The following is a 13859-nucleotide window of genomic DNA, read 5'->3' as shown; positions in this document are numbered from 1 at the left end:
ATGGACACCTCTCTATTTACAAAGTTTTTCCTGCGCGATCGAGATAACCCTGCAGGATAAGGGTTGCTGCCATTTTATCAATGACCTGCTTGCGTTTCTTTCGGCTAACGTCCGCTTCCACGAGTACTCGTTTTGCGGCCATTGTCGTTAGCCTTTCATCCCACATAACGATCTCAGCATCAATGTAAGATGATAGGTCTTTGGCAAAGGCTTGGCAATGCTCACCATTGCCACCGATTGTACCATCCATATTTTTAGGAAGTCCAACAACAACAGTACTTACTTCATTTTCCTGAACAAGCTTGGCAATCGCCTGATAATCTAGTTCGGCTTGTCCTTCTGTTCGGCGCAGAGTTTCGACTCCCTGCGCCGTCCAACCAAATGCATCGCTTAGTGCGACTCCAATCGTTTTTGAACCTACATCAAGACCTAATGATTTCATTCGTTCTCCTTACGGTGATGTGTTAAATAAGACTTCACAAGTGCCTCGATTAATTCATCTCGTTCCAATTTGCGAATTAACGTTCGAGCCTCTTGGTGTCTTGGAATGTACGCTTGGATCTCCAGAAAGTAAGTACCCGACAATCTGATTAATCGGATTATACCCTTTTTCTTCAAGGGCAGCATAAACCGTCAGCAGTACCTCCTGGACATCCACATTAACAGAGTCGTCATGGAAATCAAACTGCATTGTTTTGTCCATAGAGCTCATCACATGCACCTCTTTCTTAAAAGTTCCGGACTTAGCTCAGAATAAAATGAGCTTGTTCTGTTTATTGTACATCAAAAACATCTAATTAGGAAATCGATTTTACGTATTCAGGAACAAATTGAAGTGCTTCATCTAGTTGAGCTGGATTTTTCCCGCCAGCTTGAGCCATATCTGGACGGCCACCACCGCCTCCACCACAGCGTGATGCCACTTCCTTCACTATTTTCCCTGCATGAAACCCTTGCTCAATTAAATCTTTTGTTACGCCTGCAACGATAGAGACTTTTCCATCTGTTTCTGCTCCGAGTACAATAATACCCGATTCCGTGTCCTGCTTAAGCTTGTCTAAAATGGCTCTTAATGCATCCATATCGCGAGCATTCACTTTTTTAGCTAATACAGCAATTCCATCTACATCTTCAACTGAATCAGTTAGGTTCGATGCTTCCATATTTCCTACTTTTGCAGAGAGTGATTCGTTCTCACGCTGCACCGTTTTCACTTGCTGCAACACAGCCTCGATACGTGCTGGAACATCCCTGACATTTTTCGCTTTAATTAAAGTAGCTGATTCTTGCAGTATGTCCAACTGATCTTGCACATATAAGTAAGCAGCTTTTCCAGTAAGTGCTTCTATTCGTCTTACTCCAGCGCCGATTCCAGTTTCAGAAACGATTTTAAATTGACCAATTTCAGCTGTATTACGAACATGAATACCGCCACACAATTCTAAGCTGTAGTCTCCCACTTGCACAACTCGAACGGTTTCTCCGTATTTTTCACCAAATAGAGCCATAGCTCCCATTTGTTTAGCTTCTTCTAAATTTTTTACGGAAATATCGACTGCAAGAGCAGACCAAATCTTTTCATTTACAATCGTTTCGATCTTAGTAAGCTCTTCTTGGGTCACTTGACCAAAATGAGAGAAGTCAAAACGTAATCGATTCTCAGACACTAATGACCCCGCCTGATTAACATGTGCCCCTAAAACATCTTTTAAAGCCTGATGCAACAGGTGAGTGGCAGTATGATTTTTAATCGTACCACTTCGCTCTGAGTTTTCAACAATGGCTTCTACCTTAGCTTGATTTGTTAGTGTACCTTCTTCAACTTGAACCGTATGAAGGTGCTGACCATTTGGAGCTTTTTTTACATCAATTACTCGTGCAACACCTAATTCGCTGCGAATGATACCTCCATCAGCAACTTGTCCACCACTTTCTGCATAAAAAGGTGTTCGATCAAGCAGTAACTGTGCTTCATCTCCAGCTTGTGCTTCTTCTACAAGCTCTTGATTAACAATCAACGCATGAATTGTGGACTCTGTAGAAAGTGATTCATATCCTACAAAATCACTAGATGCTGTTAATTTGCTTAATAGATCGCTTTGAACTTGCATAGAGCCAGTATCTTGTCTTGCTGAACGAGCACGCTCACGCTGTTTATTCATTTCTTCTTCAAATCCAGGACGGTCAATAACTAGTCCAGCATCTTCCACATATTCTTCTGTCAAATCAACAGGGAAGCCGTACGTATCGTATAAACGGAATACATCCTCACCCTTAATAATCGCCTCAGAAGCCGCTTTGGTTTCAGCTACAATCTTATCAAGAATCGTTAGTCCTTCATTTAACGTTTCATGGAATCGTTCTTCTTCCGTACGAATCACACGCTGAATAAATGCTGCTTTTTCATTCACGTCTGGATAGAAAGCTTTCATAACGTCTCCTACAACGGGAACCAGTTCAAACATAAATGGACGATCAATGTCGATTTGTTTTGCAAATCGAACAGCTCTACGTAACAGACGTCTTAAGACATAACCGCGCCCTTCATTTGATGGTAGCGCGCCATCTCCAATAGCAAAAGCTACAGTTCGAATGTGGTCAGCAATCACTTTAAATGCCACGTCTGTGTCTGTTTTATCACCATATTTAACTGGAGTTAACTTTTCAACAGCTTGAATAATTGGCATAAACAAATCTGTCTCAAAGTTAGTAGGTACATTTTGAATAACAGATACCATACGCTCAAGTCCCATACCTGTATCAATATTTTTCTTTGGAAGAGGTGTGTAGGTTCCATCAGGATTATGGTTAAATTGCGAGAACACCAAATTCCAAACCTCTAGATAACGTTCGTTCTCTCCACCTGGATATAGCTCAGGGTCAGACGGATCATTACCGTACTCTGGTCCACGATCATAGAAAATTTCAGTGTTTGGTCCACTTGGTCCTTCCCCAATATCCCAGAAGTTCCCTTCAAGGCGAATGATTCGTTCATTTGGTAATCCAATCTCTTTTATCCAAAGCTCATAGGCTTCCTCATCTTCTGGATGAATGGTTACAGATAGCTTCTCCGCATCAAAACCGATCCAATTCTCACTCGTCAGGAATTCCCAAGCCCATTCAATTGCTTCTTTTTTGAAATAATCCCCGATTGAGAAATTACCAAGCATCTCAAAAAACGTGTGGTGACGAGCTGTTTTCCCTACATTTTCAATGTCATTTGTGCGAATCGATTTTTGTGCATTCGCCAAGCGCGGATTCTCAGGAATCACGCGACCATCAAAATATTTCTTAAGTGTGGCCACTCCACTGTTTATCCAAAGTAAGGTTGGATCTTCAAATGGTACAAGTGGTGCACTCGGTTCGATATCATGTCCCTTCTCCTTAAAAAAGTCTAGGAACATCTGCCGTACTTCAGCAGAAGTTAAATGCTTCATTCTACTCATCTCCCTTAAAAAAATTCAATCGATTCCAGCACAACAAAAAAACTCCTCCCTCTAAAAAAGGGACGAGATTATCACGCGGTACCACCCTAGTTATGAACAGTCCTCTGTTCATCTCTTAAGTACCTTAACGCGGTATACGGCAACTGTTTGTCAGTAGCACTCAGGAATAGCGTTCATCGACCCTTCGTTAAACCTCTTCCAACCAAAGGAGGTTCTCTCTTTAAACGGACTGTCGCCTACTCGTTCCATCAATGATTTTGCGATATGTTTGTGTCATTACAATTATAAAAACCATTTTTATAAAAGTCAATCATTCTGAAAGTGTTGTCGCACATGAAGTAAGGTTACTTTTAAGACAGCTAACACCGGGACTGCAATCAGAAGGCCAAGAATACCACCAAGTTCTACTCCTACTAGCAATGCGAGCACGATCAACATTGGATGTAAATGAAGTGTTTTTCCTACGATTAAAGGAGAGAGTAGATTTCCTTCTATTTGCTTGGATAACAACAAGCAAAATCAACGTATAAAGGCCTTTATCCCACGAAATCAAAAGAGCTGCAATTAATGCTGGAGCGGCTCCAATGATCGCACCGAAATAAGGAATAATGTCGGTTGCCCCAATAAATAACCCAAACAAAACTGCATATGGTACTCCAATGAACCAAAGGCCAATCATTGATAAGATAGCTACAACCGCCGCCACTAAAAGCTGCCCGCGAATATAGCTTCCAAAAGTATGATCCACATCCTTTGCATAATAGCTGAGGCTCCGTCTCCATTTAGCAGGTGTCAAATACCACACTGATTTCTTAATTAAAGTCACGTCTTTTAAGAAGTAAAAAATTAAAAATGGAATAACGACTAATGAAGGTAGGGATCTTGCTACTGCAATGATTACTAGTTCCACTTGATCCAGAATTCTCTCCGTCACAATCAAAAGCTCGCCGGACCAATCATCTACATGTCCTTTTAAAAAAGTTGGCATCTGTTCAATTGAATGCTCCCAAGAGTGAACAAACACAACCACTCGTTCAATTTGACTCGGTAAAACCTGCATCGCTTCTTGTACTTGACGAGCGAATACAGGAACTCCATAAATAATAGCTAGAACAACCCCCCCAATAAAAACCGCAAAAACAAGCAGAATTGCAGCTAATCTAGGTAGCTTCCATTGATGCAAACCTTCAATAAAAGGATGCAATATATATGCAAAAAGAGCTGATATTAAAACAGGAGTCAGTATCGTTATGATTTTATGTACAATTGGTTGAATGAACGGCCACAGCATAAAAAGGACCCAGATAGTTAAAAGCCAAATAAACAAATGAAGAGCTCGAAGGATCAACGAAATCGAATGCTTTTTGTCCATAAAACCCCTCCTTCAAAAAGAAAACCGGAACATTATTTTACTGTTCCGGTATGTTTGTCATTATCGAATGGCTTTCATGACTTTTTTTCTCGTTTTTCTCCATTGTTTTTTAGAGATTAACTGGTCAAAATCATATTTTTCGATCTTGCGTATCCAATCCATTTTTCTCGTTTTTGATTTGGTTTGATTCATTGAATAAACTGCCGCACCAATACCCATCATAATTAATGGCTTTAATGTTCGACGCATTCACTCCACCTCCTCGTTATGTCTCCATACGAAGCTGTTCATCTTCAAATAAATCATCCAACGAGCTTAACGAACCATCTTCTTCTACTTGATGAAGAGATAGCTTACCTTGGACAATACTCATCTCAACAAAGCAGCTCCAACAGTAGAATTGATTGGTTCCGATCTTTCCAATATCTATACTTCGACAATTTGGGCAGCGCATTGCGGGGCCTCCTTTAATTAGAGAGGATAGCTCGCTCTTTGCCTATAACCAATTGCTGACCACTATACATCTGTTGTCCAGTCGTCAAATCGGCAAGCAAACCGTCCGTCACTTTATACCCCACAATCGTGCCCACATTTTCATGAAAATATACATCTTCCACTAGACCAAGCAGCGTACCTGTTTCTGATAGCAACTCCATTCCTTTTAACTTCTGGCGCCCAACAGTGAGCGAAATGGACGTTTCAAAAGCATCATGAGACTGACAGGCTTCAAGATCATCTTTTGAGCGGATCATAACCGCTTGTTCTCCAATACTTGAGACATTCTCAAGTAATAAAAAACGATGCCGATTTAACCATCCGCGCATATCCACTAACAATCCGGTGATTTGATTGTTATACATGAGTAGATCAATGACCCTTCCACACTCGTTTCCTGCCTCCATCTCAATAACAGGTAGACCTTGAATAACCGCAAATGTTCGCAACGAGTCACCTTCCTTCCGAACAACCTTAGTTTGTCCAAAACGAACACAGGTATGAGCGATGACGTTTTTTATTAGAAGAGAGTGCATTTTGGATGTGTTTTTCAACTTAGTTGATGTATCCGCTCTTCTTCTGATGTATTTTCCTCTTATCCGATGTATCTGCTCCTCTTCTGATGTATTTTCCTCTTATCCGATGTATCTGCTCCTCTTCCAATGTCCCTCTCTCCTCCCCAAACAAAAATAAGCCGTAGAAAGGAAATCCTTTCTACGACTTAGGCTCGGCCTGAGTAATCAGTTGCTGCAATCTGTTCACAAGCTGCGATTGTCTTTCGAGGTCCTCGCCACTTGTAATGGTGTATTCGACGGTTCGTATTTCACCGCACATTAATAGAAACTGTTTAGCACGTGTTACAGCTGTATATAATAAATTCCTTCGTAGCATTCGACTATAGCTTCGTACCACTGGAAGCACAACAATTGGGAACTCACTTCCTTGAGCTTTGTGAATAGAACAGCAGTATGCATGTGTTAGCTGTTAAGCTCAGTTTTGCTATAGGTTACCTCTGTTCCATCAAATGAAACGACAACTTGGTCCTTGCGTTCAGTGTTTTCTTTTGCATAGAAAATCGCTACGATTTCACCACGGTCCCCATTAAAAACACGTTCTTCTGGATTATTAACTAATTGAAGCACGACATCTCCCGTTCGGTAAACCAAATCACCAAAAATGATTTCTCTAACTTTTTCTTTTTTGGGATTAAATAAATTTTGGAGCATGACATTTAGTTCCGTTATACCCGCACCGCCTTTGTACATTGGAGCAAGTACTTGGATGTCACGTGCTTCATACCCCTTTTTTATTGCGTTTTCGCAAATTTGCCAGACAACATCCTTCACTTGGTCTACTTTGCAAGGGAAAAAACGTCGGTCAGATTGAGCATTTGTTAAGTCAGGTGGTACAAATCCATCCTTCATTGCATGTGCTAGTTCAATAATAGAAGAACCTTCTGCCTGACGATAAATATCAGTTAAAGCAACCAGTGGAATGATATCAGACTGGATAAAATCACGGAGCACTTGACCAGGTCCAACTGAAGGTAGTTGATTCTCATCACCCACAATGACAACCTGCATGCCTTTTGGGATCGCCTTAAGTAACGAGTTTGCTACCCAGCTGTCCACCATAGACATTTCATCAATAATAAGCAATTCACCGTTTAGTGGTTCATGCTCACCTTTGTCGAACCCTCCAGCTCCACCTTTCCAAGCCAAGCATACTGTGAATGGTTGCGGATGGTAGACCTGTTGCTTCTGACATCCGCTTTGCAGCACGACCTGTTGGAGCTGTGAGCAAAATAGGAAAAGGATTACTTGCTGTATATGCACGAGGATCCAAGGATAATCCGTGAAGCCTTGCGTACACTTCCACAATCCCTCGAATGACCGTTGTTTTACCTGTACCCGGTCCACCTGTTAAGAGCATAAGCGGCTTAGCAATCGCTTCTTGAATCGCCTGTTTTTGAGACGATGCATATTCAATGCCCCACTCTTCTTCCAGTTCACCTAACGTTTTTAAAAATTCCGCCTCAGGAAATTCCTCTTTTACTTCAGTTGAAAGTAGCCGCCGAATATTTGAGGCAATGCCTTTTTCAGCACCAAATAGCGATTTTGTATACACACGTGTCTCTTCAACAACAAGCATTCCTTCTTCATGCATTTGGACAAGCTGTTGTTGAATTTCTTCCCGTTGAATCTTCACATTAGGTGAAGATAATAGAGCAACCGCTTGATTAATTAGGGGTTCAGCTTCTATATACATATGGCCTTCTTGAATACAAAGCTCATGGACCAAAAATAAGCAACCTGCTCGTAAACGATCGCGGTGATTTCCCGTTAAACCAATAGAGGCACCTAGTTGATCAGCTCGTCTGAATCCTATCCCATCTACATCATGTATCAGTTGATAGGGATTGCTTTTTATGATTTCAAGGGCTTGCGTTTTGTATACCTGAAATACCTTAAGAGCAAGATCAACACCAAATCCGTGCTCAGATAGCACAATTAAAACCTGCTCAACACCTTGCTGTTCATACAGATTTTCATATAGCATCGCTGCTTTTTCTTCTTTTAAGCCTGAAATATTACGTAAAACATCACGATTTTCAACAATTCTTGATATGGCTGTCTCACCAAGCGTCTCAACAATTGTTTCTGCGGTTTTTGTGCCAATTCCAGGGAATCTATCACTCGCCAAATATTTGACGACACCTTGTTTACTTTGTGGCAAATCACGTCGGCTCTGCTCAACTTTATATTGGATGCCAAATTTAGGATGATCGGCAATACTACCAAAAAATAAAAAAGTTTCATCTGGTTCAACGTGAGGTAAAACACCAACTATCGTTAATTTTTTTTCATCAATTTCTTCATTTGTTTCACGAACTCTAATGACAGCTACCGTGTAAAAATTTTCTTCATTTCGAAACACCACATGAAGAATTTCCCCTTTTATATATCCTCGCTGTACGCCGCTTTGACGCTCTTCGGTTTGCTCCACAGTTTCACCTCACTTCAAGGCTTGTTCAATAATCTTTTTTCCATTTCCAGCTAATAGATGATCAGGCTGTGCCTCAAGTGCTTTGTCAAAAGAATCAAGTGCTTGTTCTGCTTGATCCATACTTGCATAGGCTACTCCTAAATTATAATAGGCATCTGCATGCTTGGGGTCAAGCTCAACTGTTTTTAATAAATAAGGCATTGCCTCATCCAATTGCTCCAAGCTGTGCAAATGTCAAACCTAGCTGGAAGTTTGCATCCACATCCGTTTCATTCATTTCCACTGCTCGTTGAAAATTAGCACAAGCATGCGGCAAGGACCCGAGCTGATAATAGCTCATGCCTAGCATAAAATAAAGATCCGCCTCATCAAGCTTTTTGATCAATGCTTGTTTAAACATTTTGACTGCCTCTTCAAATTGATCCTGCTTATAATAGATGGTCCCCGCCCCATAATAAGCTGTGACGGCTTCCTCATCTAGACCAATTGCACGATCAAAAAATACAAGAGCACGTTCATTTTCATCGAGCAACGATAACAAATTACCGAAATTAATATACGCAGCAGGGTCTTTAGGATCAAGCTCTATTGCTTCTGTGAATGCTTTTCCTGCCTCTTCATATTGTTGCTCTCTCATGTGTTTAATGCCTTTTTCATTTAATGTTGTCATCTTATTTCTCCTCACTTGAAAAAGGGAAAATACCGCTCAGGCATTTTCCCAATTTGTTTTTACTACGTCAATCGTTCCTCCACCAAGACAGCGAGTTCCATCGTATAAAACAACGGCTTGTCCAGGTGTAACGGCTCGTTGGTCTTCTTCAAATGTGATTGTAGCTGTTCCATCAGCATGTGGGTAAACCATAACAGCTTGATCTGTTTGACGATAACGGAATTTAGCAGTACAAGCAAATGGCTCCGTTGGGCTATCGTCCATAATCCAATTCATACCGATCGCTTCAAGTCCTTTTGAAAACAAGCCATAATGATCAAAACCTTGACCAACTAGCAATACATTTCGTTCTAAGTCCTTACCTACAACAAACCACGGTTCTCCAGCGCCACCAATGCCAAGCCCTTGACGTTGACCTAATGTATGGTACATCAAACCATCGTGATGTCCTTTTACTTCATCTGTTTCAAGGGTCCGCATTTCACCAGGAGTAGCTTGGTAGAAAGGTACTTAAGAATTCTTTGAAATCTCGTTCGCCAATAAAACAAATACCGGTACTGTCTTTTTTAGAGGCTGTTGCAAGATTTGCCGCATGAGCACGTTCTCTTACTTCAGACTTTGGCATGTCTCCAATTGGAAACATAACTTTTTCTAATTGTTGTTGACTTAACGCATTTAAAAAGTAGGTTTGATCTTTATTATCATCAACACCACGAATTAATTGAAATACACCATTAACTTCCTCCACTTGTGCATAATGGCCAGTTGCCACATAGTCAGCCCCAAGTGTCATGGCATGATTTAAAAAGGCTTTAAATTTAATTTCTTTATTACACATGACGTCTGGATTAGGTGTACGTCCTGCTTTATATTCATCAAGGAAATAAGTGAAAACCTTATCCCAATATTCCTTTTCAAAATTCACTGCATAATAAGGGATATCTAACTGATTACATACACGAATCACATCATTGTAATCTTCAGTTGCCGTACAGAATCCTGTTTCATCTGTATCATCCCAGTTCTTCATGAACATGCCAATCACATCGTAGCCTTGTTCTTTTAACAATAGCGCTGTGACAGACGAATCCACTCCTCCAGACATCCCTACCACTACCCGGGTATCTTCAGGACGCTTACTCATCTTGCTCACCTTCCTGTCTGTTTGTTACACAATAAAAGGCTGCTGCTTTTGATAACGTTTCACAATTTTTGCCGTTTCCAGCGCAGCTCTTTCTATTTCAGATTCTGTATTTCCTAAACCAAAACTATAACGAATGGCCGTTTTTGCCCGTTCATTATTCTCACCAAACATCGCTGTTAACACATGAGATGGCTCAATTGAACCAGCTGTACATGCGGACCCACTAGATACTTCTATTCCTGCTAGGTCAAGATTCACAAGCATTGACTCAACATTAACTCGAGGAAAACTAATGTTTAAAATATGAGGAAGAGTTAATTCAGGATGGCCATTTATCTCAAATTCAATTTCTTCCTGCTTAAGGATAGCAGAAAAATGCTCTTTGTAGGTACGATATTGCTCGCGTTTTTCTTCCTGATTTGCACACGCGTATTTGAAGCTCTCTGCTAGACCAATAATTCCAGGCAATATTCTCTGTTCCAGCACGTCTTTTTCGCTCCTGCTCCCCACCAAAAAATGGTGGAATCACCTGAATGTCCTCACCAACATATAAAAACCCAACTCCTTTGGGTCCATTTAGCTTATGAGCACTAACTGATAATAAATCAACATGTAACTGGTGAATGGACAGATCTAAGCTACCGGCAGCCTGAACGGCGTCTGTGTGTAAAACAGCCTGATGCTCTCGCAACCTTTGACCCACTTCAGAAATGGGTTGCACCGTTCCAACCTCATTATTTCCATACATCATTGATACTAAAATCGTATCTTGGCGTAACGCTGCATCAAAATCCTCAAGCGAAATTAATCCTGTTTCATCCACAGGAAGATAGGTTACGTCAAAACCCGCTTTCTCAAGCTGACGACAGGTATGCAAAACTGCATGGTGCTCCACCTTGGTCGTAATAATATGGCGCCCTTTGTGCTGGTTCGCTTGAGCATACCCAAGTAGGGCGATATTGTCCGCTTCTGTTCCCCCACTTGTAAAAAGAATTGTACTCGGAAGAACATTTAGCTCCGTTGCAATCACTGCCCGAGCCTCATCTAATGCTTGTCTTGCTCTCCTACCAGTCCGATGAATACTCGACGCATTGCCAAACACCTCTGTTAAATACGGCATCATCGTTTCAAGTACATCGGGGTGCATGGGAGAAGTCGCTGCATGATCTAAATAAATCCGTTCCAAATCATCACCTACTTTTTGTTAAATGAAACTGTTCCAATTAGATATAGAACATATAATATTCTTGTTCGCCTTCTGTTTTAAAATTCGCTAGATCATCCAATGTTGTATTATCTAAGACATTCTTAACAGCGTCACGAATTTTAATCCACAAATCACGCTTAGCAGGCTCTTCGTCTTCTAGTACTTCAACCGGACTAATTGGCCCTTCCAAGACTCGAATAATATCTCCAACTGTAATTTGTTTTGCATCTTTTGCTAACATGTACCCACCATATGCACCGCGCACACTTTTAACCAGGATTGCATTTCGAAGTGGTGCAATTAGTTGCTCAAGATAGTGCTCAGAAAGATCGTATTCCTTTGCAATAGACTTTAATGAAACAGGGCCTTCACCCGATTTCTTTGCTAGTGCCATCATAATCGTTAACCCGTACCGACCCTTTGTTGATATCTTCATGTTGTATCCCTCTTTCTATTAATGTTTGAACTAATCGTCTACCATGAGGTAATGTGATACCAACTACGTATCCTATCCCTACACAATATAATAGTGTACCCAAAAATACTGGGCCACCTAATAACCACCCTACAGTTAATACAGTCACTTCGAGCAAAATGCGTACACGTTGAACACTCCAGCCCGTTCGCTTATTTAATGCAAGCATTAAGCTGTCACGGGGGCCTGCTCCAAGTCCTGGTGCAATATATAAGCCAATCCCATATCCATTTATTAAAATACTGGCGATAAGCATCATCCAGCTAACTGAAGTAAGGTGAACCTGAGGTAGAATAAATAAGAACAAGTCTATAAATACTCCGACCAAAATCATATTTATAACTGCACCTAGTTTAGGCCACTCCTTTAGAAGTAAGCTAGATCCTACAAGAACAATTAATCCTGTTAAAATTGACCACGTTCCTACGGTAAACCCAATTTGTTGCATTAACCCTACATGCAGTACCTCCCACGGAGCAATTCCTAACTCTGCACGAATCATCAAAGCAATTCCAAAAGACATCACCATTAATCCTACAAGAAAAAAGAGCCATCTAAGGCCGATTGTTTGGAACCTACGTCCTTGACTTACATTTTGCAATATATCCCTTCTTCCCTATAATTCCTAGCTATTATATCATGATTCACCTTTTACATGGTAATGATTCAATGTCAATTCAGAAACGTTTAAGTTGCTTCTCTTTAATGATAAGCTAGACGTAATATCACATGAATTTTTTGTTAGACGATCAAAGGAGAGAAGTTAGATGAAAAAGCAACCACTCGCTTATCGGATCAGGCCTCAAGCCATAGAAGAGGTTATTGGGCAACAGCAGCTTTTAGGCGAAGGTGAACTTCTTAGGAGAATGATTGACGCCAATCAGTTAAGCTCGATGATACTGTATGGTCCACCAGGCACAGGCAAAACGTCTATTGCAAGAGCAATTGCCGGAACAATGGGACTTCCCTTTAAATTAATGAACGCCGTTATGCATAATAAAAAAGATATGGAAGTGCTGGTTGCTGAAGCAAAAATGCACGGACAAATGATTGTGATTATGGATGAGGTACATCGCTTAGACAAAACCAAACAGGATTTCCTGCTTCCTCACCTTGAGAATGGCTTAATTATTATGATCGGTGCTACCACCTCTAATCCCTATCATGCCATTAATCCCGCCATACGCAGTCGCTGTCATATTTTCGAATTGATGTCCCTATCACCAGAAGATATTAAAAAGGCTTTAATCCGGGCTGTCGAAGATCCGGTTAATGGCTATGGTAAGGATGATGTAAAAGTAGATGATGATGCCTTAACCCACTTGTCTCTCGCCTGTGGCGGCGATGCACGATCTGCATTAAATGGATTAGAAGTTGCCATTCTTTCAACGCCTAAACCAAAGGATGCACAAAAACATATTACAAAACAAATTGCAGAGAAAAGCATTCAAAAAAAGAGCTACCAGCATGACAAAGATGGCGATGCTTATTATGATGTGCTTTCTGCTTTTCAAAAATCAATACGGGGCAGTGATGTTGATGCAGCTCTTCATTATTTAGCACGATTAATTGAAGCAGGAGACTTAATCAGCATTGCACGCCGTTTGCTTGTCATTTCATATGAAGATATAGGACTTGCGAGCCCACAAGCTGGTGAGCGTACACTCTCAGCCATTGAAGCAGCTGAACGTCTCGGCTTTCCTGAAGCACGGATACCTCTAGCAAACGCTGTGATTGAACTTTGTCTGTCTCCAAAGTCAAACAGCGCTATTTCGGCCATTGATCAAGCTCTTTCTGATTTACGAAATGGAGGAGTTGGCGATGTTCCAGTGCATTTAAAAGACGCACATTATAAAGGAGCCGCAGATCTAGGCCGAGGTCTTACCTACAAATATCCGCATGATTATGAGAATGGCTTGGGTCAAACAACAATATCTACCCAAACCTCTTTTGGACCGTCAGTATTATTCACCTAAACGAACAGGCAAATTTGAATCTACACTAGCTGATCTATACACTCGACTTAAGCAAGTAAAATAACAAA

At 40.9% G+C, this 13859-nt stretch carries 12 protein-coding genes, 5 pseudogenes and 1 other annotated feature; of the genes and pseudogenes, 1 reads left to right on the top strand and 16 read right to left on the bottom strand.

Annotated features, from left to right (window positions below; translation table 11 throughout):
* Window positions 1–16 precede the first annotated feature (16 nt).
* From ruvX to NDM98_RS14465, 16 genes and pseudogenes are all read right to left on the bottom strand, one after another.
* On the bottom strand, window positions 17–442 hold the full coding sequence (ruvX, locus tag NDM98_RS14540) for a Holliday junction resolvase RuvX (RefSeq protein WP_251609266.1): 426 nt from the start codon (window positions 440–442) through the stop codon (window positions 17–19).
* Window positions 439–627, bottom strand: a complete 189-nt coding sequence (locus NDM98_RS14535; RefSeq protein ID WP_506324403.1) for an IreB family regulatory phosphoprotein — start codon at window positions 625–627, stop codon at window positions 439–441. The genes ruvX and NDM98_RS14535 overlap by 4 nt, the downstream gene beginning before the upstream one ends.
* Before the next feature lie 170 nt (window positions 628–797).
* Window positions 798–3437 carry an alanine--tRNA ligase gene (alaS, locus tag NDM98_RS14530; RefSeq protein WP_251609264.1) on the bottom strand — a complete coding sequence of 880 codons (2640 nt, stop codon included), beginning with the start codon at window positions 3435–3437 and terminating at the stop codon, window positions 798–800.
* A gap of 64 nt (window positions 3438–3501) precedes the next feature.
* Window positions 3502–3707 (bottom strand) — a binding site (T-box leader).
* A gap of 45 nt (window positions 3708–3752) precedes the next feature.
* Window positions 3753–3956: an AI-2E family transporter gene (locus NDM98_RS14525; RefSeq protein WP_251609262.1), complete on the bottom strand. Its 204-nt coding sequence runs from the start codon at window positions 3954–3956 to the stop codon at window positions 3753–3755.
* Between the two features lie 61 nt (window positions 3957–4017).
* Window positions 4018–4737: pseudogene (locus NDM98_RS14520) on the bottom strand (AI-2E family transporter); the annotation flags it as partial.
* 141 nt (window positions 4738–4878) lie between these two features.
* A complete protein-coding gene (locus NDM98_RS14515; RefSeq protein WP_251609260.1) occupies window positions 4879–5067 on the bottom strand; it encodes a DUF3918 family protein in 189 nt (62 codons plus the stop codon).
* A gap of 16 nt (window positions 5068–5083) precedes the next feature.
* Window positions 5084–5272, bottom strand: coding sequence for a YrzR-like zinc ribbon domain (locus NDM98_RS14510; protein ID WP_251609258.1), 189 nt, complete (start codon window positions 5270–5272; stop codon window positions 5084–5086).
* Between the two features lie 13 nt (window positions 5273–5285).
* Window positions 5286–5762 carry a PRC-barrel domain-containing protein gene (locus tag NDM98_RS14505; protein ID WP_251609255.1) on the bottom strand — a complete coding sequence of 159 codons (477 nt, stop codon included), beginning with the start codon at window positions 5760–5762 and terminating at the stop codon, window positions 5286–5288.
* A 265-nt stretch (window positions 5763–6027) separates the two neighbouring features.
* Window positions 6028–6234, bottom strand: a complete 207-nt coding sequence (locus tag NDM98_RS14500) for an ATP-binding domain-containing protein (protein ID WP_251609252.1) — start codon at window positions 6232–6234, stop codon at window positions 6028–6030.
* A 56-nt stretch (window positions 6235–6290) separates the two neighbouring features.
* Window positions 6291–7034, bottom strand: coding sequence for an AAA family ATPase (locus tag NDM98_RS14495; RefSeq protein ID WP_251609246.1), 744 nt, complete (start codon window positions 7032–7034; stop codon window positions 6291–6293).
* Entirely contained in the window at window positions 6994–8319 is a 1326-nt protein-coding gene (locus tag NDM98_RS14490; protein ID WP_251609244.1) for a helix-hairpin-helix domain-containing protein, read from the bottom strand. Before NDM98_RS14490 ends, NDM98_RS14495 begins: the two co-directional genes overlap by 41 nt.
* A 9-nt stretch (window positions 8320–8328) precedes the next feature.
* Window positions 8329–8989 (bottom strand): annotated as a pseudogene (locus tag NDM98_RS14485) (tetratricopeptide repeat protein).
* Between the two features lie 36 nt (window positions 8990–9025).
* A pseudogene (gene mnmA / locus NDM98_RS14480) lies at window positions 9026–10133 on the bottom strand (tRNA 2-thiouridine(34) synthase MnmA).
* A 24-nt stretch (window positions 10134–10157) separates the two neighbouring features.
* Window positions 10158–11319: pseudogene (locus NDM98_RS14475) on the bottom strand (cysteine desulfurase family protein).
* 37 nt (window positions 11320–11356) lie between these two features.
* Window positions 11357–11776: a cysteine metabolism transcriptional regulator CymR gene (cymR, locus tag NDM98_RS14470; RefSeq protein WP_251609242.1), complete on the bottom strand. Its 420-nt coding sequence runs from the start codon at window positions 11774–11776 to the stop codon at window positions 11357–11359.
* Window positions 11709–12416 (bottom strand): YczE/YyaS/YitT family protein, encoded by a 708-nt coding sequence (locus tag NDM98_RS14465; protein WP_251609241.1) that lies wholly within the window; start codon window positions 12414–12416, stop codon window positions 11709–11711. The genes cymR and NDM98_RS14465 overlap by 68 nt, the downstream gene beginning before the upstream one ends.
* Window positions 12417–12582: 166 nt before the next feature.
* On the opposite strand from NDM98_RS14465, the pseudogene NDM98_RS14460 reads away from it, so the two are divergent.
* Window positions 12583–13855: pseudogene (locus tag NDM98_RS14460) on the top strand (replication-associated recombination protein A).
* The last annotated feature ends 4 nt before the right edge of the window (window positions 13856–13859 follow it).

The organism is Alkalicoccobacillus plakortidis, assembly GCF_023703085.1.
Taxonomy (GTDB): domain Bacteria; phylum Bacillota; class Bacilli; order Bacillales; family Bacillaceae_D; genus Alkalicoccobacillus; species Alkalicoccobacillus plakortidis.
This window is presented reverse-complemented; position numbering and strand designations above follow the sequence as displayed.

What these genes read in the sequence shown, in the direction of transcription:
- ruvX (WP_251609266.1), bottom strand. Translation starts at nt 442, where the DNA reads ATGAAATCATTAGGTCTTGATGTAGGTTCAAAAACGATTGGAGTCGCA.
- NDM98_RS14535 (WP_506324403.1), bottom strand. Translation starts at nt 627, where the DNA reads ATGCTGCCCTTGAAGAAAAAGGGTATAATCCGATTAATCAGATTGTCG.
- alaS (WP_251609264.1), bottom strand. Translation starts at nt 3,437, where the DNA reads ATGAAGCATTTAACTTCTGCTGAAGTACGGCAGATGTTCCTAGACTTT.
- NDM98_RS14515 (WP_251609260.1), bottom strand. Translation starts at nt 5,067, where the DNA reads ATGCGTCGAACATTAAAGCCATTAATTATGATGGGTATTGGTGCGGCA.
- NDM98_RS14510 (WP_251609258.1), bottom strand. Translation starts at nt 5,272, where the DNA reads ATGCGCTGCCCAAATTGTCGAAGTATAGATATTGGAAAGATCGGAACC.
- cymR (WP_251609242.1), bottom strand. Translation starts at nt 11,776, where the DNA reads ATGAAGATATCAACAAAGGGTCGGTACGGGTTAACGATTATGATGGCA.